This is a genomic window from Methylobacterium crusticola (assembly GCF_003574465.1).
GTDB classification, from domain to species: Bacteria; Pseudomonadota; Alphaproteobacteria; order Rhizobiales; family Beijerinckiaceae; genus Methylobacterium; species Methylobacterium crusticola.
In genome coordinates this window covers 1-14,324 of the sequence record NZ_QOWC01000007.1, presented here as the reverse complement: position 1 = coordinate 14,324, position 14,324 = coordinate 1, and the positions used below count along the sequence as shown (strand labels likewise).

General features: G+C 66.4%; 11 protein-coding genes. 6 read left to right on the top strand and 5 right to left on the bottom strand.

Going from position 1 to position 14,324, the window contains the following annotated elements; genetic code table 11:
• Positions 1-142: 142 nt before the first annotated feature.
• The 3 genes from DT057_RS08895 to DT057_RS08885 all read right to left on the bottom strand — a co-directional run bounded on the left by DT057_RS08895 (position 143) and on the right by DT057_RS08885 (position 3,849).
• On the bottom strand, positions 143-1,381 hold the full coding sequence (locus DT057_RS08895) for an ABC transporter substrate-binding protein (RefSeq protein WP_128561780.1): 1,239 nt from the start codon (positions 1,379-1,381) through the stop codon (positions 143-145).
• Between the two features lie 150 nt (positions 1,382-1,531).
• Positions 1,532-3,100 (bottom strand): acyl CoA:acetate/3-ketoacid CoA transferase, encoded by a 1,569-nt coding sequence (locus DT057_RS08890; RefSeq protein WP_128561731.1) that lies wholly within the window; start codon positions 3,098-3,100, stop codon positions 1,532-1,534.
• Positions 3,097-3,849 carry an enoyl-CoA hydratase/isomerase family protein gene (locus tag DT057_RS08885; protein WP_128561730.1) on the bottom strand — a complete coding sequence of 251 codons (753 nt, stop codon included), beginning with the start codon at positions 3,847-3,849 and terminating at the stop codon, positions 3,097-3,099. Before DT057_RS08885 ends, DT057_RS08890 begins: the two co-directional genes overlap by 4 nt.
• A gap of 101 nt (positions 3,850-3,950) precedes the next feature.
• Between DT057_RS08885 and DT057_RS08880 the strand changes: the two genes are divergently transcribed.
• The 3 genes from DT057_RS08880 (at position 3,951) to DT057_RS08870 (ending at position 7,167) form a co-directional block, all read left to right on the top strand.
• Complete coding sequence (locus DT057_RS08880) at positions 3,951-5,192, top strand: ABC transporter substrate-binding protein (protein WP_128561729.1); 1,242 nt, start codon at positions 3,951-3,953, stop codon at positions 5,190-5,192.
• Positions 5,193-5,288: 96 nt separating this feature from the next.
• Positions 5,289-6,029 carry an SDR family NAD(P)-dependent oxidoreductase gene (locus tag DT057_RS08875; RefSeq protein WP_128561728.1) on the top strand — a complete coding sequence of 247 codons (741 nt, stop codon included), beginning with the start codon at positions 5,289-5,291 and terminating at the stop codon, positions 6,027-6,029.
• Positions 6,030-6,873: 844 nt separating this feature from the next.
• Positions 6,874-7,167: an SMC-Scp complex subunit ScpB gene (locus DT057_RS08870; protein WP_407068090.1), complete on the top strand. Its 294-nt coding sequence runs from the start codon at positions 6,874-6,876 to the stop codon at positions 7,165-7,167.
• Between the two features lie 427 nt (positions 7,168-7,594).
• Here the strand turns inward: DT057_RS08870 and DT057_RS08865 are convergent, their stop codons facing one another.
• Together DT057_RS08865 and DT057_RS08860 are read right to left on the bottom strand one after the other, a co-directional pair.
• The gene (locus DT057_RS08865; RefSeq protein WP_128561726.1) at positions 7,595-8,311 is read right to left on the bottom strand and encodes a glutathione S-transferase family protein; all 717 of its coding nucleotides are present in this window, start codon (positions 8,309-8,311) and stop codon (positions 7,595-7,597) included.
• Positions 8,312-8,610: 299 nt separating this feature from the next.
• Positions 8,611-9,282 carry a GntR family transcriptional regulator gene (locus tag DT057_RS08860; RefSeq protein WP_128561725.1) on the bottom strand — a complete coding sequence of 224 codons (672 nt, stop codon included), beginning with the start codon at positions 9,280-9,282 and terminating at the stop codon, positions 8,611-8,613.
• A gap of 224 nt (positions 9,283-9,506) precedes the next feature.
• On the opposite strand from DT057_RS08860, the gene DT057_RS08855 reads away from it, so the two are divergent.
• The 3 genes from DT057_RS08855 to DT057_RS36075 form a co-directional block, all read left to right on the top strand.
• On the top strand, positions 9,507-11,819 hold the full coding sequence (locus tag DT057_RS08855; protein WP_128561724.1) for a xanthine dehydrogenase family protein molybdopterin-binding subunit: 2,313 nt from the start codon (positions 9,507-9,509) through the stop codon (positions 11,817-11,819).
• A 58-nt stretch (positions 11,820-11,877) separates the two neighbouring features.
• Positions 11,878-13,860, top strand: coding sequence for an FUSC family protein (locus tag DT057_RS08850; protein ID WP_162501360.1), 1,983 nt, complete (start codon positions 11,878-11,880; stop codon positions 13,858-13,860).
• 277 nt (positions 13,861-14,137) lie between these two features.
• A partial coding sequence (locus DT057_RS36075) for a hypothetical protein (protein WP_203236223.1) occupies positions 14,138-14,324 on the top strand: 187 nt, incomplete at its 3' end.

Below are 14,324 nucleotides of genomic sequence, written 5' to 3'. Positions count from 1 at the left end.
GTTCCGAGGTTTAGCCGCAGGGCACTTGGCGCGGACCTGCTTAGAGCATTTTCCGGCGCAGTGGACACCGGTTCGCCGCAGACAATGCGGCAGTATCAAAAACCTAGAGCAGCAGCCGATTGCAGCGTGATCGCATGCTGCTCTAGTTGACGAGGGCGCAGCCGCCTCCTTCGAGCGGCCGGAACGCGTCGGCCGCCGGGACGGTGCGCAGGAGCCTGTAGTAGTCGTAAGGCCCCTTGCTCTCGGCCGGCGCCTTGACCTCGAAGAGGTAGAGATCGTGCGTCACCCGGCCGTCCCCGCGCACTTCGCCCTTGCCGAAGAGCGGGTCGCCGGTCGCCATGTGCTTCATCTGGCGGACGATGGCGGTGCCATCGTCCGTGGCCGCTGCCGCCCGCGCCTTGAGGTAGTGCGTCACAGCCCCGTAGACGCCGGCATGAACCATGTTCGGGTACACGCCGTTGTTGCGCTCAGCGAAGCGCTTGGCGAAGCCGCGGGTGCCCGGGTTGAGATCCCAGTAGAAGGCCTCCGTCAGCACCAGCCCCTGCGCCACCTTGAGGCCGAGTGAATGGATGTCGCTCAGGGTGATCAGCATGCTGGCGAGCTTCTGGCCGCCTTGGACGAGCCCGAACTCCGCCGCCTGTTTGACGCCGTTGATCGTGTCGGAACCGGCATTGCCGAAGGCGACCACCTTGGCGCGCGAGCCTTGAGCCTGGAGCAGGAAGGACGAGAAATCGCCCGTGCCGACGGGATGGCGCACCTTGCCGAGGATCCGGCCTCCGGCCGCCGTCAGCGAGTCGCTCGCGTCCCGCTCCAGCGCATAACCGAACGAGTAGTCGACCGTGATGAAGTACCAGGTATCGAAGCCCGCTTTGGTCAGGGCGCCGCCGGTGGAGTTCGCGAGCGCCCAGGTGTCGTAGGTCCAGTGAACCGTGTTCGGCGAGCAATTCTTGCCAGTCAGGTCCGAGGTGCCAGCACCCGAGACAAGCAGCACCTTGTTCTTTTCGCGCGCGATCTCCGACACGGCGAGCGCGACCGAGGAGGTCGGCACGTCGGCGATCACGTCGACGCCTTCCTGGTCGAACCAGCGCCGCGCGAGGGCCGAGCCGATATCGGCTTTGTTCTGATGATCGGCAGAGACGATCTCGATCGGGAGGCTGCCGATCCGGCCCCCGAAATCCTCGGCCGCCATCTGTGCCGCGAGCACCGATCCGCGACCGCCGAAATCGGCGTAGATGCCGCTCATGTCCGTGAGGACGCCGACCCGCACGGCCTTCTCGCCCGCCCGTGCGGCCTCGGTCGAGATGCCGGCCATGAGACCGACCACGAGACCAGCCGCGTGGCATGTCGCCATCAGGACGGCCCCAATGCCCCTCGCCTCCATGAGATCCTCCCGGGGTTCATGCTGCTTCGGTCCTTGCCGGACCTTGGCGGGGCCTGGAACGACCCCGGAGGGAATGCGGGCGGAGACGCGTCCGCCCATTCCCGCGATGATGGACAAGCGTTGATCGGGCGCCTGGCGGGTGCCTGCCGCTCAACCAGCGAAGAGCGCTGCATCCATGAAGGGGAGCGGGTCGGCGATCCGGTGCGGCGCGAATTCCATCTGGTCGAGGATGTCGCGCCGGACGTCGACGCCGCGCGCGATCTCGATGAGGGCGAGCCCCTGGGGCTCGACCCGGAAAACGGCGCGCTCAGTGATGACGAGCGCTGATTGCCCGCGCTCGGCCACGCCGGTGCGGACCGGGTAGGTCACCTGGTCGGCCCGCGCCACGAGCTTGCGCACCGATCCCTCCTTGGCGATCCTCAAGCCCCCCTCCGTCATCGTGCAGGCGAGGCCCCCGGTTGTGAAGGTCCCGGTGAAGAGGAGCTCCTGCGCGTTCTGCGCGATGTCGATGAACCCGCCCGCGCCAGGATTGCTCGCGCCGAACCGGCTGACGTTGACGTGCCCTTCCTGGTCGAACTGCGCGAAGGCGAGCGCCGCGAAGGGACAGTTGCCGCCATCGATAAAGTCGAATTGCTGGAGCCCGTCGAGCAACGCCTCCGGTCCCATGTTGGCGGAGAACTGCCATCCGCTCATCACGACGCCGCCGAAGGGGCCGTGTTCGGTGGTGAACTGGTAATCGTCGATCCGGCCGTCATCGAACAGGCCAGCCTCGGCCATGACGAGGGGTGCGTCCGATGAGGCGCCGAAGCCGAAGATGCTGGTGCGGCCGGAACGAACCTCTGCGGCCGCGCGCCGCGCGATGACCTTGTCGGGACCGAGCGGCAGCCGAGGGAGGAGCGAGGGCGCTGCCCGCGTCCCGCCGAGGTAGATCGGATCGAACGGGTTGTCAGTGCCCGCCATCTGTTCGGGCTCGACGACGTAGTGGTCGACGAGCGCGCCGGGCACGCGCACGAAATGGGCAGGCCGCGAGTGCCGCTCCACCTCGCGCTTGACCTGCGCCACCACGATACCTCCTGACGCCTTCACGGCGAGCGCGAGTGCCGTGTTGGAGGACATCAGGGCCTCGTCCTCGTAGGACAAGTTGCCGAACGCGTCGGCCGACGAGGCTCGGATGAAGCCGACGTTCAGCGGGAAGGTCGGATAGAACAGATATTCTTTACCTCGAAACTCGATCAACTCGATGAGATCCTCGGTGGCGCGGTCCGTGAACTTGCCGCCCTGCTGACGCGGATCGGCGTAGGTCCCTAGACCGATTTCGGTCATGTAGCCGGGGCTCTTGCGCGCCACCTCCCGCAGCCAGTGCATGCTCGCGCCGATCGGCCAGCTATAGGCTTCGACGCGGTTCTCCCGGATGAGCCGCATCAGCTCGGGCCGGGTCCGTTTCACGGGGTGGAGCGGGTTCACGTAGGACCCCGACACGATCCGCTTCATCAGGCCTTCGACGGCGACGTGATCCATCCCACGGATGTCGATGGAGTCGCCGGTTCCGCAGGGGAAGTAGAACGTGAGGCCGCCCGGCTGGCCGTCCCGACGAAAACGCTCGCCCAGGGCCCGCAGCAGGGCGTCCGGCGTGATCCACCCGATCACGCCGACGCTCGCGACGGTGTCGCCTGGACGGACCAGGCCTGCGGCCTCCGTGGCAGTGATGCGCTTGGTCATGCCTTCACTCCGAAGCGCCGAAGCGTTCCTTGCGCGACCGGATGGCCGCAATCGGCCGCGAACAGGCGGTTCGCCCAGACGTCTGAAGCTTCGGCGGTGCCGGCCACGAGGGGGGCATAGAACTGCTTCGTCGAGGCAACGGCCGGCGGCGGGAGCGCCGCGAGGAGTTCCGCCTGCCGCAGGGCGGCCTCGAGTGCGGTCTCGCCCGCGGCCGCGAGATGGTCCGCGATGCCCAGGCGGTGCGCTTCGCGACCATCGAACGCCTCGGCACCCCAGGTCAGCCGGCGCGCCGCAACCGGCCCGACGCGGGCGACGACCGCCTGGAGGCCCCAGGGCGGGATCCATCCGATCGTGACTTCCGGCAGGTGCCAGCGGGCCTCGGCGCTCGTCACGACAACGTCGCAGGAGATCGCCAGCACGAAGCCGCCGCCAAGCGCGAACCCGTCCACGGCGGCGACCACGGGCGTGCTCAGGAAGGCGATCGAGCGCGCCAGAGCCGCGGTGTGTGCCTCGTGTACGCACATGCCGGCGAGATCGGTTTCGGCAAGTTCCTTGAGGTCGCTCCCGGCGCAGAAGCCCGGGGCCGTCCCAGTCAGGACAATGGCGTGCGCGTCCGCATCATCATCCAGGTGCGAGAGCTCGCGCGACAGGTCCTGCACGAGCTGCACGCCGATCGCGTTCCGCCGACGGGGCCGGTTGATGGTCACGACTGCGACCGTTCCTTTTCTTTCTACAACGATGTCCGGCACGCCTTGCCTCCCATGGATATTGTTACCATGGTACAAATGTGCGAAGGCAGTCAACTGCCGCCATGCGGCTCGGAGCCACTCAGCAAGGGAGGTCGGGAGGAATGGCTATCAGGGCATCGCTGCGCGCGCTGGGCGTGAGCACCGCGCTCACGCTCATGGTCGCGCTGACGGCCGGCGCCGCGTCAGGGCAGTCGGAAACCCTTTCCGTGAAGATCGGTGTGCTCACCGATCTCTCAAGCCTGTACGCGGACACGAATGGGACGGGCTCGGTTCTCGCCACGCGCATGGCGATCGAGGATTACAAGGCCGCAGGCGGCACCGTGAAGGCCGAGGTCGTCTCGGCCGACCACCAGAACAAGCCTGACGTTGGCTCAGTCATCACGCGGGAATGGTTCGATCAGGGCGGGGTCGACGCCGTCGTGGACGTCCCTAACTCCGCCGTCGCCTTGAGCGTGGTCGAGCTGGCGCGGCAGAAGAACAAAGTGTTCATGAACTCGGGTGCGTCATCGTCCGATTTCACGGGCAAGAACTGCTCCCTGAACAGCATTCACTGGACTTACGACACCTATGCGCTCGCGACAGGCACGAGCCGAGCCGTGGTCGCCTCCGGCGGAGACACCTGGTATCTGCTGACGGCGGACTACGCGTTCGGCCACACGATGGAAGCCGACATCCGTAAAATCCTCGCGGCGACTGGCGCGAAGGTCGTCGGGAGCGCTCGGACGCCGCTGAATACTCCGGACTTCTCGTCCTTCCTGCTCCAGGCGCAGGCGTCCAAGGCCAAGGTCGTCGGCCTCGTCAACGCCGGCGGCGACACCATCAACGCGATCAAGCAGGCCTCCGAGTTCGGGATCGCGCAGGGCGGCCAGAAGATCGCCGCGATGGTACTCTACATCACTGACGTGCACTCCCTCGGCCTGAAAGTCGCGCAGGGGCTGCAATTCACGGCGGCCTACTACTGGGATCTGAACGACGGCACGCGCACCTTCGCCAAGCGCTTCGCTGAGCGCAGCAGCGGCCGCATGCCGACGCAGCTCCAGGCTGGGGCGTATTCGGCCACGCTCCACTACCTCAAAGCCGTCGAGAAAGCCGGAACGAAGACCGATGGCAAGCGCGTGGTCGAGGTGGCGAAGAGCCTCCCCACGGACGACATGGTGTTCGGCAAGGGCTCGATCCGCGCCGATGGACGCAAGCTGCATAGCATGTACCTCTTCGAGACGAAGACCACGTCGGACTCGAAGGGACCTTGGGACTACTACAAGTTGGTCCGGACCATCCCGCCCGAGGAGGCTTTCCGGCCGATGGGCGAGAGCAACTGCCCGTTCGTGACCGGCTCGCGCTGACGCACTGGTCCCGCGGCGCGGAGGATCCGCCGCGAATCCCTCGTTCCGCGGGATGCAGGCCATCATGAGATCCCGCGGGTACTGGGAGGTGTGGGCATGAGCGTCGCTCTGGTCACGGGAGCCGGCGGGGAGATCGGCCGGGCGATCGCGCTGAGGCTCGCGGCGGCCCACGACGTGGCGGTCGTCGACATAGATGAGCGCCTCGGGACCGAGACGGCGGAGATGATCGAGGGACTCGGCCGGCGCGGCCTCTTCATCCGTGCTGATGTATCGGTGAGCGAGGACGTCGCCCGCTCGGTCGAGGCGGCGGAGACGCGCCTCGGCCCGATCACCGCCTTCGCGAACAATGCCGGCATCGAGGGGGTGATCGCACCGATCCACCTCTACCCGGATGAAGTCTTTGACCGCCTTCAGGCGGTGAACGTCAGGGGCGTGTTCCTGGGGCTCAAGCACGTCCTGGCTCGCATGATCCCACGCCGGCACGGGGCCATCGTCAACACGGCGTCGACCTCGGCGATCAGGGGCCGCGCGGGCCTTTCCGGCTACGTTGCCAGCAAGCACGCGGTGCTCGGCCTCACCCGGTCCGCCGCGCTGGATGCAGCCGGCACGAGAGTGCGGGTGAATGCAGTCCTGCCCGGCCCCATCGAAACGCGCATGATCCGGTCGCTCGACGCTCAGGTTCAGGCGAGTGGCGAAGAGGGCCTACGTCGGGCCGGTGCGGCGCCATACGGGCGGCCCGAGGACGTGGCGGGCGTGGTGGCGTTCCTGCTGTCGGGCGACGCCGCGCACGTCAACGGCGCGGCCTGGACGGTGGACGCCGCCGCGACGGTCGCGTGAGAGCGGGGCACCAGCCGCGCGACTGTGCAAGGGCAGCGCATCGGCGGAGGCGCACCGGGTTTGCGCGTCATGGGTTCCAGCCCCTTTCGGGCACGCTGGAAGGAACGTCGGCATTGCCGCGAGGGCACGCGAGCACCGCATGCGAAGCGAGGTACCCTCCGCCCGTACCTGCAACGCCGTGAGATGCGGCTTGGCACGACGGCGAGACTCCTGGTCGGCGTGATCGGGAACACGCACGTGGTCGGGAGCCGTTTGCCCACCCGGCGCGTGGGCGAGAACACCTGCGAGCCGAGGCGGAGTTCACCGGTGCCCAGCGACCCATGTTTGCTGGAACGCCGCGGACCACCGACCTCGCGGAGCTTGTTCGAAGTCGGCATCCGGTTGCAGGCGCATGCTCCTACTCATTGTGTCATGCGGCCCGGTGCTGACCCCGATACGCGCCCTCCAAGCGAGCTCCTGGTCGAGCTCGTGATGGCGGGTACTCATGCATTCAATCCCGGGCGATCACTTCGTTTGCGGACACCTACTCTCACAGACCGAAACTGGGGCGAAGCGGGGTCGCACACGCGGGCTCAAGGCCGTCGGAGGGCCGCGAGGGGCGTTTGCGACGGCGGCCCTCGGTGAGGCAAGGCGTATCCGATCGTGTCCGATAAACGGGACTTACCGAACACGCGCGGCGCCCGGCACCTGGGGCGGTTTCAGCCGTATATCGGGTGACAAAGCGCCGCCGCGGGGTCCACTGCCCGCATGGCCCGGGCCTCGCGGGTGGTGCCGGAGGAAGCGGAGGGTGCGCTCACGCCGGGCGAGCACCTGGTGGTGACGGCGATCGCCTAACCTGCCGCCGGTGACCCGGCAGGAGATGTCGCGGCTGCCCGGCCGCGAGGTGAGCCGCGACGTGATCGCTCGTCTCAAGCGGCTGGATCTGGTGCGAGCGGGCCCGCGATCGCCGGCACCGGGAGCGCCCTTGACCTACGTGACCACGCCGGCGTTCCTGGCGCGGTTCGGCCTCGGCTCCCTGCGCGAGCTGCCGGACATCGAGGCGCTGGAGGAGACCGGGCTGCTACAACCCAGTGAAGCCGTGCCTGAGCTCACGGATGAGCTCGACGCTGCGCCAGGATGGCTGGACGACGAGGAGTGAAGGCGCAAGCAACCGATCACGTCACCAGAGGATCGCAGCGGTCCACTTTGGATGGTTCACATCTTCACGGTTCACTTTGGCCCTGAAATACCGCCTTCCTGAACCAGCTTCAGCCTCGTTCAGGAAGGGTATACTCATAATGAACTGACGCAGGCGGATGGCGGAAGGAGAATGCGCCACGGCCACCAGCTACGTGGTCTATCAAGCCATCTTGAACCACGCCAGTCGTCGCTGAAGGAAAGTGATTGTGGAGCATGCGAAAGCGGTACAAGACAGCACGGCCAATCAGGAGGTGTTTTCTGCCCTGGCGAAAAGAACCGAGGGCGACATTCCGATTGCTGAGGCTGCTCAAATCTCACGCCTTCGCTGAAAATCTGTTCGAAGAACCGCCATCAGCGATCAGGGGAGCTTTCTATTCAACCGGCATTTACGCTGACGAACTGGAAACGTCTCGAGCGTCCACAATTTGGTGGATCTCGCGGCAATGGTTTGTGAGGTTTGTGCACGATGACACAAATTTTTTCAGAGGAGTTTCTATCTGATAGAAATAAATATTTGCTATGAAGCCATAAACTGCAGCATCAAAACTGGTCGGAGTTTCACCGAACACGAAGCCAGCTTGAGGAATGAAGTTCGCAAGAACCTGAAGATCGTCAATCCCACGTGCGTAGACGTCAGCTGGCGTATAACGGCCTATACCTTGGTAGTGATAACGCTGGGCATTGAAGTCGCGTGCCTTGCTTAGCTGTTCATCCGACAGCTCAGGATGCTCTCGCTGCAATGCATCGCGGAAGGCAGGCCAGAACTGCTCATCCTTCCAGCGGGAATAAGACATGACCCAGTACAAGTCGTCGAGCATGCGGGTGATGAGAAGACCCATGTCGCGCTGGGCGGTGGTCAGGCCGCCATCGAGGGTAAGACAGTATCGGCGAGCGAGGTACGAGATAATGGTGTCGCTGTCGCCGACCGTTTCACCGTCGTCGACGATGTAGGGAAGTTGCCCGCGTGGCGCCCCCGACGCATCCACGATGTGCTTGTGCACGAAAGGCAACCCTGCCAGTCTGAGGAAGGCAAAGACCTTCAGCCCATACCCGTTATTGTCCGCGACACCGAACAGACCCGGATAAGAGTACAAGGTGATCATGGGCTTGCTCCTGGAAATGGCCTGGCTTCTGAGTGCGCTGCGCGCTCAGAAGCGAGCGCTCTTACTTCGGAAGATTAGCTTCGCACGCTGGGACGGCTCGCACCCTGACCTGTGGATTCTCTAGAAACGCGATGGATGAAAGCGATCCACCGCGTAGACTTCAGACACTTGACATGCAATTTATAAATCCATATTACAAGCCGCTGGTGTGAAAAAACTTAAATAGATGCGATTTATAAGTCTGACCTAACTTGCCAATACTAGGACAGCAAGATAATACGTTGTTGACTAGATTGCTCTTATCGCACAATCGGCTGGCGGATACCGTCACGGCGCGATCTGCTCAGGGCTTCCACGAAGATGGGCTCCCAGGACCGAATATGCCGGCGGAGCAGGTCCGCGACCGCCTCAGCTTCGCCCGCAGTGGTGAGATCAAGGAGCTGGTAATGTTCGGCAACCGACCCCTTCTGCCGCTCGAAGCCGGCGCGCGACGAGATGCCGTAGAGACGCATCTTGTCCCTGAGGCCCATGACCGTCTCCGTGAGCAGCTCGTTCTTCGCCTCCGCGGTGAATGCGCGGTGAAAGCGCCGGTCGGCTTCCAGGTAGCCTTTCACATCCTCGTTCTCCACCGCCCGCGCGATGGCGTCGGCCAGTGGGTAGTGAACCCTGAGGTCGCGCTTCGGGCGGGCGGCGACCAGCCGCGCGGCGTGCACCTCCAGCACCTCCCGCAAATCGAACAAGTTCCGCAATTCACTCAAGCTGGGTTCCACCACCTTGAAGCCGCGATTACGCACGGGGTCGATCAGGCCGTTGCGCGAGAGTTCCAGCAAGGCTTCGCGGACCGGCGTCGTTGAGACGCCGAGACTCACTGCCAGGCTCGGCACCGAGTACATGGTGCCGGGGCCGCTCTGCCCGGAGATGATCTCCGCGCGCACCTGCTCGAGCACCCGTTGCCGCAAGTTCTGATCCATGGCGCCGCCGCTCTCCCGAGGCCGTCTGCGTCGCAGCAGCCTCTCTCCCGAGACTACGGAATTCATCCTTGACGCGCCAGGTGACGCGTGACTTAAATGTGTAACGCGCTACTGTGAAGCGCTAGCGCGGCGGGTGCGTCACATGCAGCGCCGCAAGGGCCAGTACCGGTTGCCACTCCGGACGATGGCGCCGCACCGGATCCCTACCGACCCTGAGGTGCATCATGACGTTCTGGCACTCGGACCTCACCGCTCACGCCCGCGACGAGGACGCGTTCCTACAGGGCGCCGGACGCTACGTGGACGATATCCGGCTCGAAGGCCAGGCCCACGGCTACGTGCTGCGCTCGCCCCATGCTCACGCCCGGATCCGCAGCATCGACACGGCGCGGGCACGCCGCGTCTCGGGCGTGCTCGCAGTTCTGACCGGAGCAGACGTCGCCGGCATGGTCCAGCCACTCGGCTGCGTGATGCCCCTGACCTCGCGCGACGGCACGCCTCGCGTCGAGGCGGATCGCGCCATCCTGGCCATCGACAGGGTGCGCCACGTCGGTGATGGCGTTGCCTTCGTGGTCGCCGGGACGCTCCTCGAGGCCGCGGCTGCAGCGGAGCTCGTGCAGGTCGACTACGAGGTTCTTCCCGCGGTGGCCGAGCCGGGCAAGAGAGCGGTGCCGATTTGGCCGGAAGCCCCCGACAACGTCTGCTTCGACTGGCAGTTCGGCGACGAGGACGCCTGCAGCCACCTGCTCGCGCAAGCCGCGCACGTCGCTCGGATCACACTCCGCAGCCCGCGGGTCGTCGCCGTCCCTGTCGAGCCACGGGCGGCACTGGGCGTCTACGATTCCGCCGCGGACGAGTACACCCTGGTGAGCAACACCCAGGGCGTCCACTTCGTCCGCCGCGTCTTGGCCAAGGCTTTTGACCTACCCGCTGAGAAGCTGCGGGTGGTGACCCCCCATGTGGGAGGGGGGTTCGGCAGCAAGATCTTCGCCTATCCCGAGCAGGCGCTGGTCCTTGCTGCAGCTCGCATCACGGGGCGGCCGGTGCGCTGGACATCGACGCGAACTGAGGCCTTCCTGTCCGACACTCAGGCTCGCGATCACCACACCGAGGCGGCTCTCGCGTTGGACGCGGAAGGGCGATTTCTCGCTCTCTCCGTGCAGAGTACAGTGAACTTAGGAGCGTACCTGTCGCAGTACACGCCGCTCACGGCCACCGGCGTGGGCGCGCCGGTACAGGCAGGAGCTTACCGCTTCCGCGCCATCGCCATCAGCGTGCGCGGCATCTTCACGAACACCGTGCCGGTCGACGCCTATCGCGGCGCGGGGCGGCCCGAGGCGAACTACGTGCTCGAGCGAGTTATCGACCGCGCGGCCGCCGAACTCGGCCTCGATCCCGCCGCGCTACGGGCCCGCAACCTTCCGGAGGCGCAGGCGGAACGCCTCACGGCGGTCACGGGACTCGTCATCGACGGTGGGCAGTTCGCGGACAATCAGCGGCGCTGCCTGCGAGCCGCCGACCGGGGCAGTTTCCCGCTGCGCCGCGCGGAGAGCGCGCGTAGGGGGAAGTTGCGCGGCTTCGGCTTCGCCAACTACCTCGAGTCGAACGGCGGCCTCGCTGTCGCCCGTATGATCGAACCGGATCGGCTGCCGGTGGAGGGCGCGGCGCTGACGTTCGGCCCCCACGGCGAGTTGGACATCGTCGTCGGCACCCAGTCCACCGGACAAGACCATGCGCTCCCGCTGATCCTGCACGCGGCCCGGAGCTTTGGCCTCGCACCCGAGAAGGTGGTCGTGCGCCAGGGCGATACCGGCCTTCTCGGCCGAGGCGGCGGGACCGGTGGCTCGAAGTCGCTCCTCACCTCGTCGGTCGCGCTGGAGCAGGCTGTTGCCGACGTCGCCGCTAAGGGCTGCGCACTGCTGACGCGCGAATGGAAGGCGGCCTCGGGCGAGATCCAGTTCGAGCGTGGGTTGTTCGTGCTGCGCGGGTCCAATCGCGTCATGAGCGTCGCCGAGGTTGCCTCGGCCTTCCCCCGTTCTCTCGACGGCGAGTCGCGCGGCATCCTCAAGCATGGAAGCTGCGCGAACGGCTGTCACGCCTGCGAGGTGGAAATCGATCCGGACACGGGCGAGATCGAGGTCGTTCGGTACACGGCCGTGGACGACTTCGGCGAAGTCCTGAACGAGGCAGCTGTGCGTGGCCAAGTCCAAGGCGGCGTGGCGCAGGGTCTCGGCCAGGCGCTCTCGGAACATGCCGTGTACGATGCCGTCACGGGGCAACTCCTCACGGGCTCCCTGCTGGACTACGCCGTGCCTCGCGCCGCGGCAGTGCCCGACATTCTCTGGATCAACAACGGCCTGTCCTCGCGCACCAACGTGTTCGGAGCCAAAGCCTGTGGCGAGGCCGGTGCGAGCGCCGCCCCACCGGCGGTTATGAACGCCGTCGCCGACGCGCTCTCGGCCTATGCCGCCGCGCGTTCGCTGCAGATGCCGGCGCGCGCCGCGGACGTGTGGCGGGTGATCCATGCTGCCGCCTGAACCTTCTGCGACGGCGAGGTGGTGGGCGCGAGCGAGCACGCTGACGTCGGACCTGCTCGTGTTCGATCCGCATCGGCTCGGCTGGGTGCTGGCGATGCGCACGATGATCGGTCTCCTGCTGCCGCTCATCCTGGCGCGGCTGCTCGACCTGCCGGCACTCGCCTGGGTCGGCATCGGCGCCTATCTGCTCGCCATCGGGGATTGCATGGACGATGGCGATCACCAGCAGCCGCTCCGCCTCGCCATCGGCTCGCTCCTCGGCGGCCTCGCGCTCGCAACAGGTGTCCTGGCTGGAGCCAGCCTGCCGCTCGCCGTGGCGGGCATGCTGGTCTGGGGCGTGCTGACTGGCCTCCTCGGCGTCTACGGCAACGCCTTCGCCACCATGGCTCTGCCTGTCGCCTGGGCCTACGTGGAGCTCGGCCTGCCGAGCGCGGACCACGCGCTCTCCACCGCTCTGTTCATGGGATCGCTCTTTGTCCTTGGGGGCGGCCTCACCTTGGTGCTCACCCTGACCCTGCGCATCGGCGGACCTTACGCCGTAGTCAGGTTGAAAGCTGCGGCCTGCTACCGCGCGTTGACCACCTACTGTGCCGCCGATGAGGAGACGGGACCGATCTCGTCCGAGACTCGCGTGCGCGCTGCCATCGCGGATGCGCGCCGCACGGCAGCTGAGATCCGGGGCCGGGCACCGGGCTCGAGCCGGGTCGGCCAGCAGTCTTTGGTGCTCGTCGAGATCGCCGACCGCTTGTTCTCCCTTGCGGGGGCGCTGCGGGAGGATGGCTGCCTGCCACCTTCCCGGTTCCGGCAGGCGACCACAGCCCTGGCTGCCGCTCTGGAAGGCAGATACGCGAAGGAGTCGCTGCGGGCCCTTGCGTCGGAGATCGCTCACACGAGAGCGCGATCGCTGCCCGTTCAGGCTGCGATCTCCGCCGAGATCGAGCGCCGCATGGGTCGCGCGTTGTATCACGCCCTCCTCATCGCTGCGGGCGACGAGGCGCCACCCTCCAGTCTCGCTCAGCCCGCGCCGCTCGCCCGCCTGTCGCAGCTGTTCGCGCCGCTGGTCGGCTGTCTCGGTCGTGACTCGGTCGTGGGGCGGCACGCCCTGCGCTTCGCCGTCGTATGCGCCGCGGCAGTGGTGGTGTTTTGGGCCTTCCCGAAACCGTTCGGCTACTGGGTGCCCCTTACCGCCACGGTGGTGCTGAAGCCCTATGCCGGCACGACCCTGGCTCGCGCCGTGCAGCGCATCGCCGGCACGACGGCGGGCATCCTCGTCGGCATGACGCTCATGCCGCTGCTGCCGTCACCCGCGCTGCAGCTCGCCCTGGTGAGTGTCGCCTTCTTCTGCATGATGGCGGTGCTCCCCTTCAACTACAGCCTCGCCATCTTCTTCCTCTCCGTCGGCCTCATCCCGTTTGAGCATATTCTGACGCCAGGTTTGAAACAGGATCTGGGCCTGTTGCGTCTGGCCGCGACGGCGATCGGAGCGCTCCTCGCCCTGGTGGGAGGCCACCTCCTGTGGCCGACGTTCGAGAGCCGCACGCTCCCCACGCTGGTGCGGGCCTCGCTGGTCTCCGTGGGAGCCTACGCCGACCAGGTACTGGGCGCGCTGGAAGGCAACCGGGAGTTGGCGGCCGTTGCCGAGGCGCGCCGCCGGGCGGGGAGCGACACCACGGATCTGCAATCAGTCCTGCAGCGCACCCTGGCCGAGGTCGGCAGCAAGCCGGGTCTCATGGTGGCGAGCCTGCGTGCCTCCACAGCTCTGCAACGGCTCATGCGGACGCTCAACGCACTGATGAACGCAGCACCTGCGCTTGCGCAACCGTGGTCGGGTCTGAAGCACTTCCGCACCGCGTTCGTCGCCGCTCTGTCCGAGCTGGCTGCAGTGCAGCCGGGACTGCCTGTGTCCGTGCTGCGCGCGCCGATACCAGCAAGCATGGACCCCGACAACGCCGTCTATTTGGATTGCATGCTGGAACGTTTGATTTTTGAGTTCGAGATGTTGCGCGATGCACTGTGTGAGAAACCGCATACGCTCCCTTGAACCTGACGCATTGACCCTGACCACCGCGCCACGGGCTCGCTCGTCAAAGAACGACAACCGCAGGAGAAAGAGCGCTCCTGATTGTGCCTTTCGAAGGAGCCCGTGCACTCGGATGCTCCGCCGAGTGCCTGCGGTACGAACGGTGCAGATTCACTGTGTCGAGGGTGCCGAACCTAGAGCCGAGCGTTTTCCTGCTGTTTAGCCCTTGATGAGTTCGATGTGGGCTTGGCAGTATCGGGCCCTGATCGGCCGAAATCTCGTGACGGGCAGGCGTGGCATGAGGACGACGACGGACCGGGTCCGGGGCCGCGCGCGAAGGCTCGTCGGCGGCGCCCGGCGCGTCGGCCGGACGCTGGCCAGCGCGGCCGCCATTTTGGCGGCAGGCGCCATCCTGGCGGCGGGCGCCGTGACAGCTCACGCCCAGGCGGAGGGCGCGACGCGCCGCGGGGCGGGGGCCGGCTCGG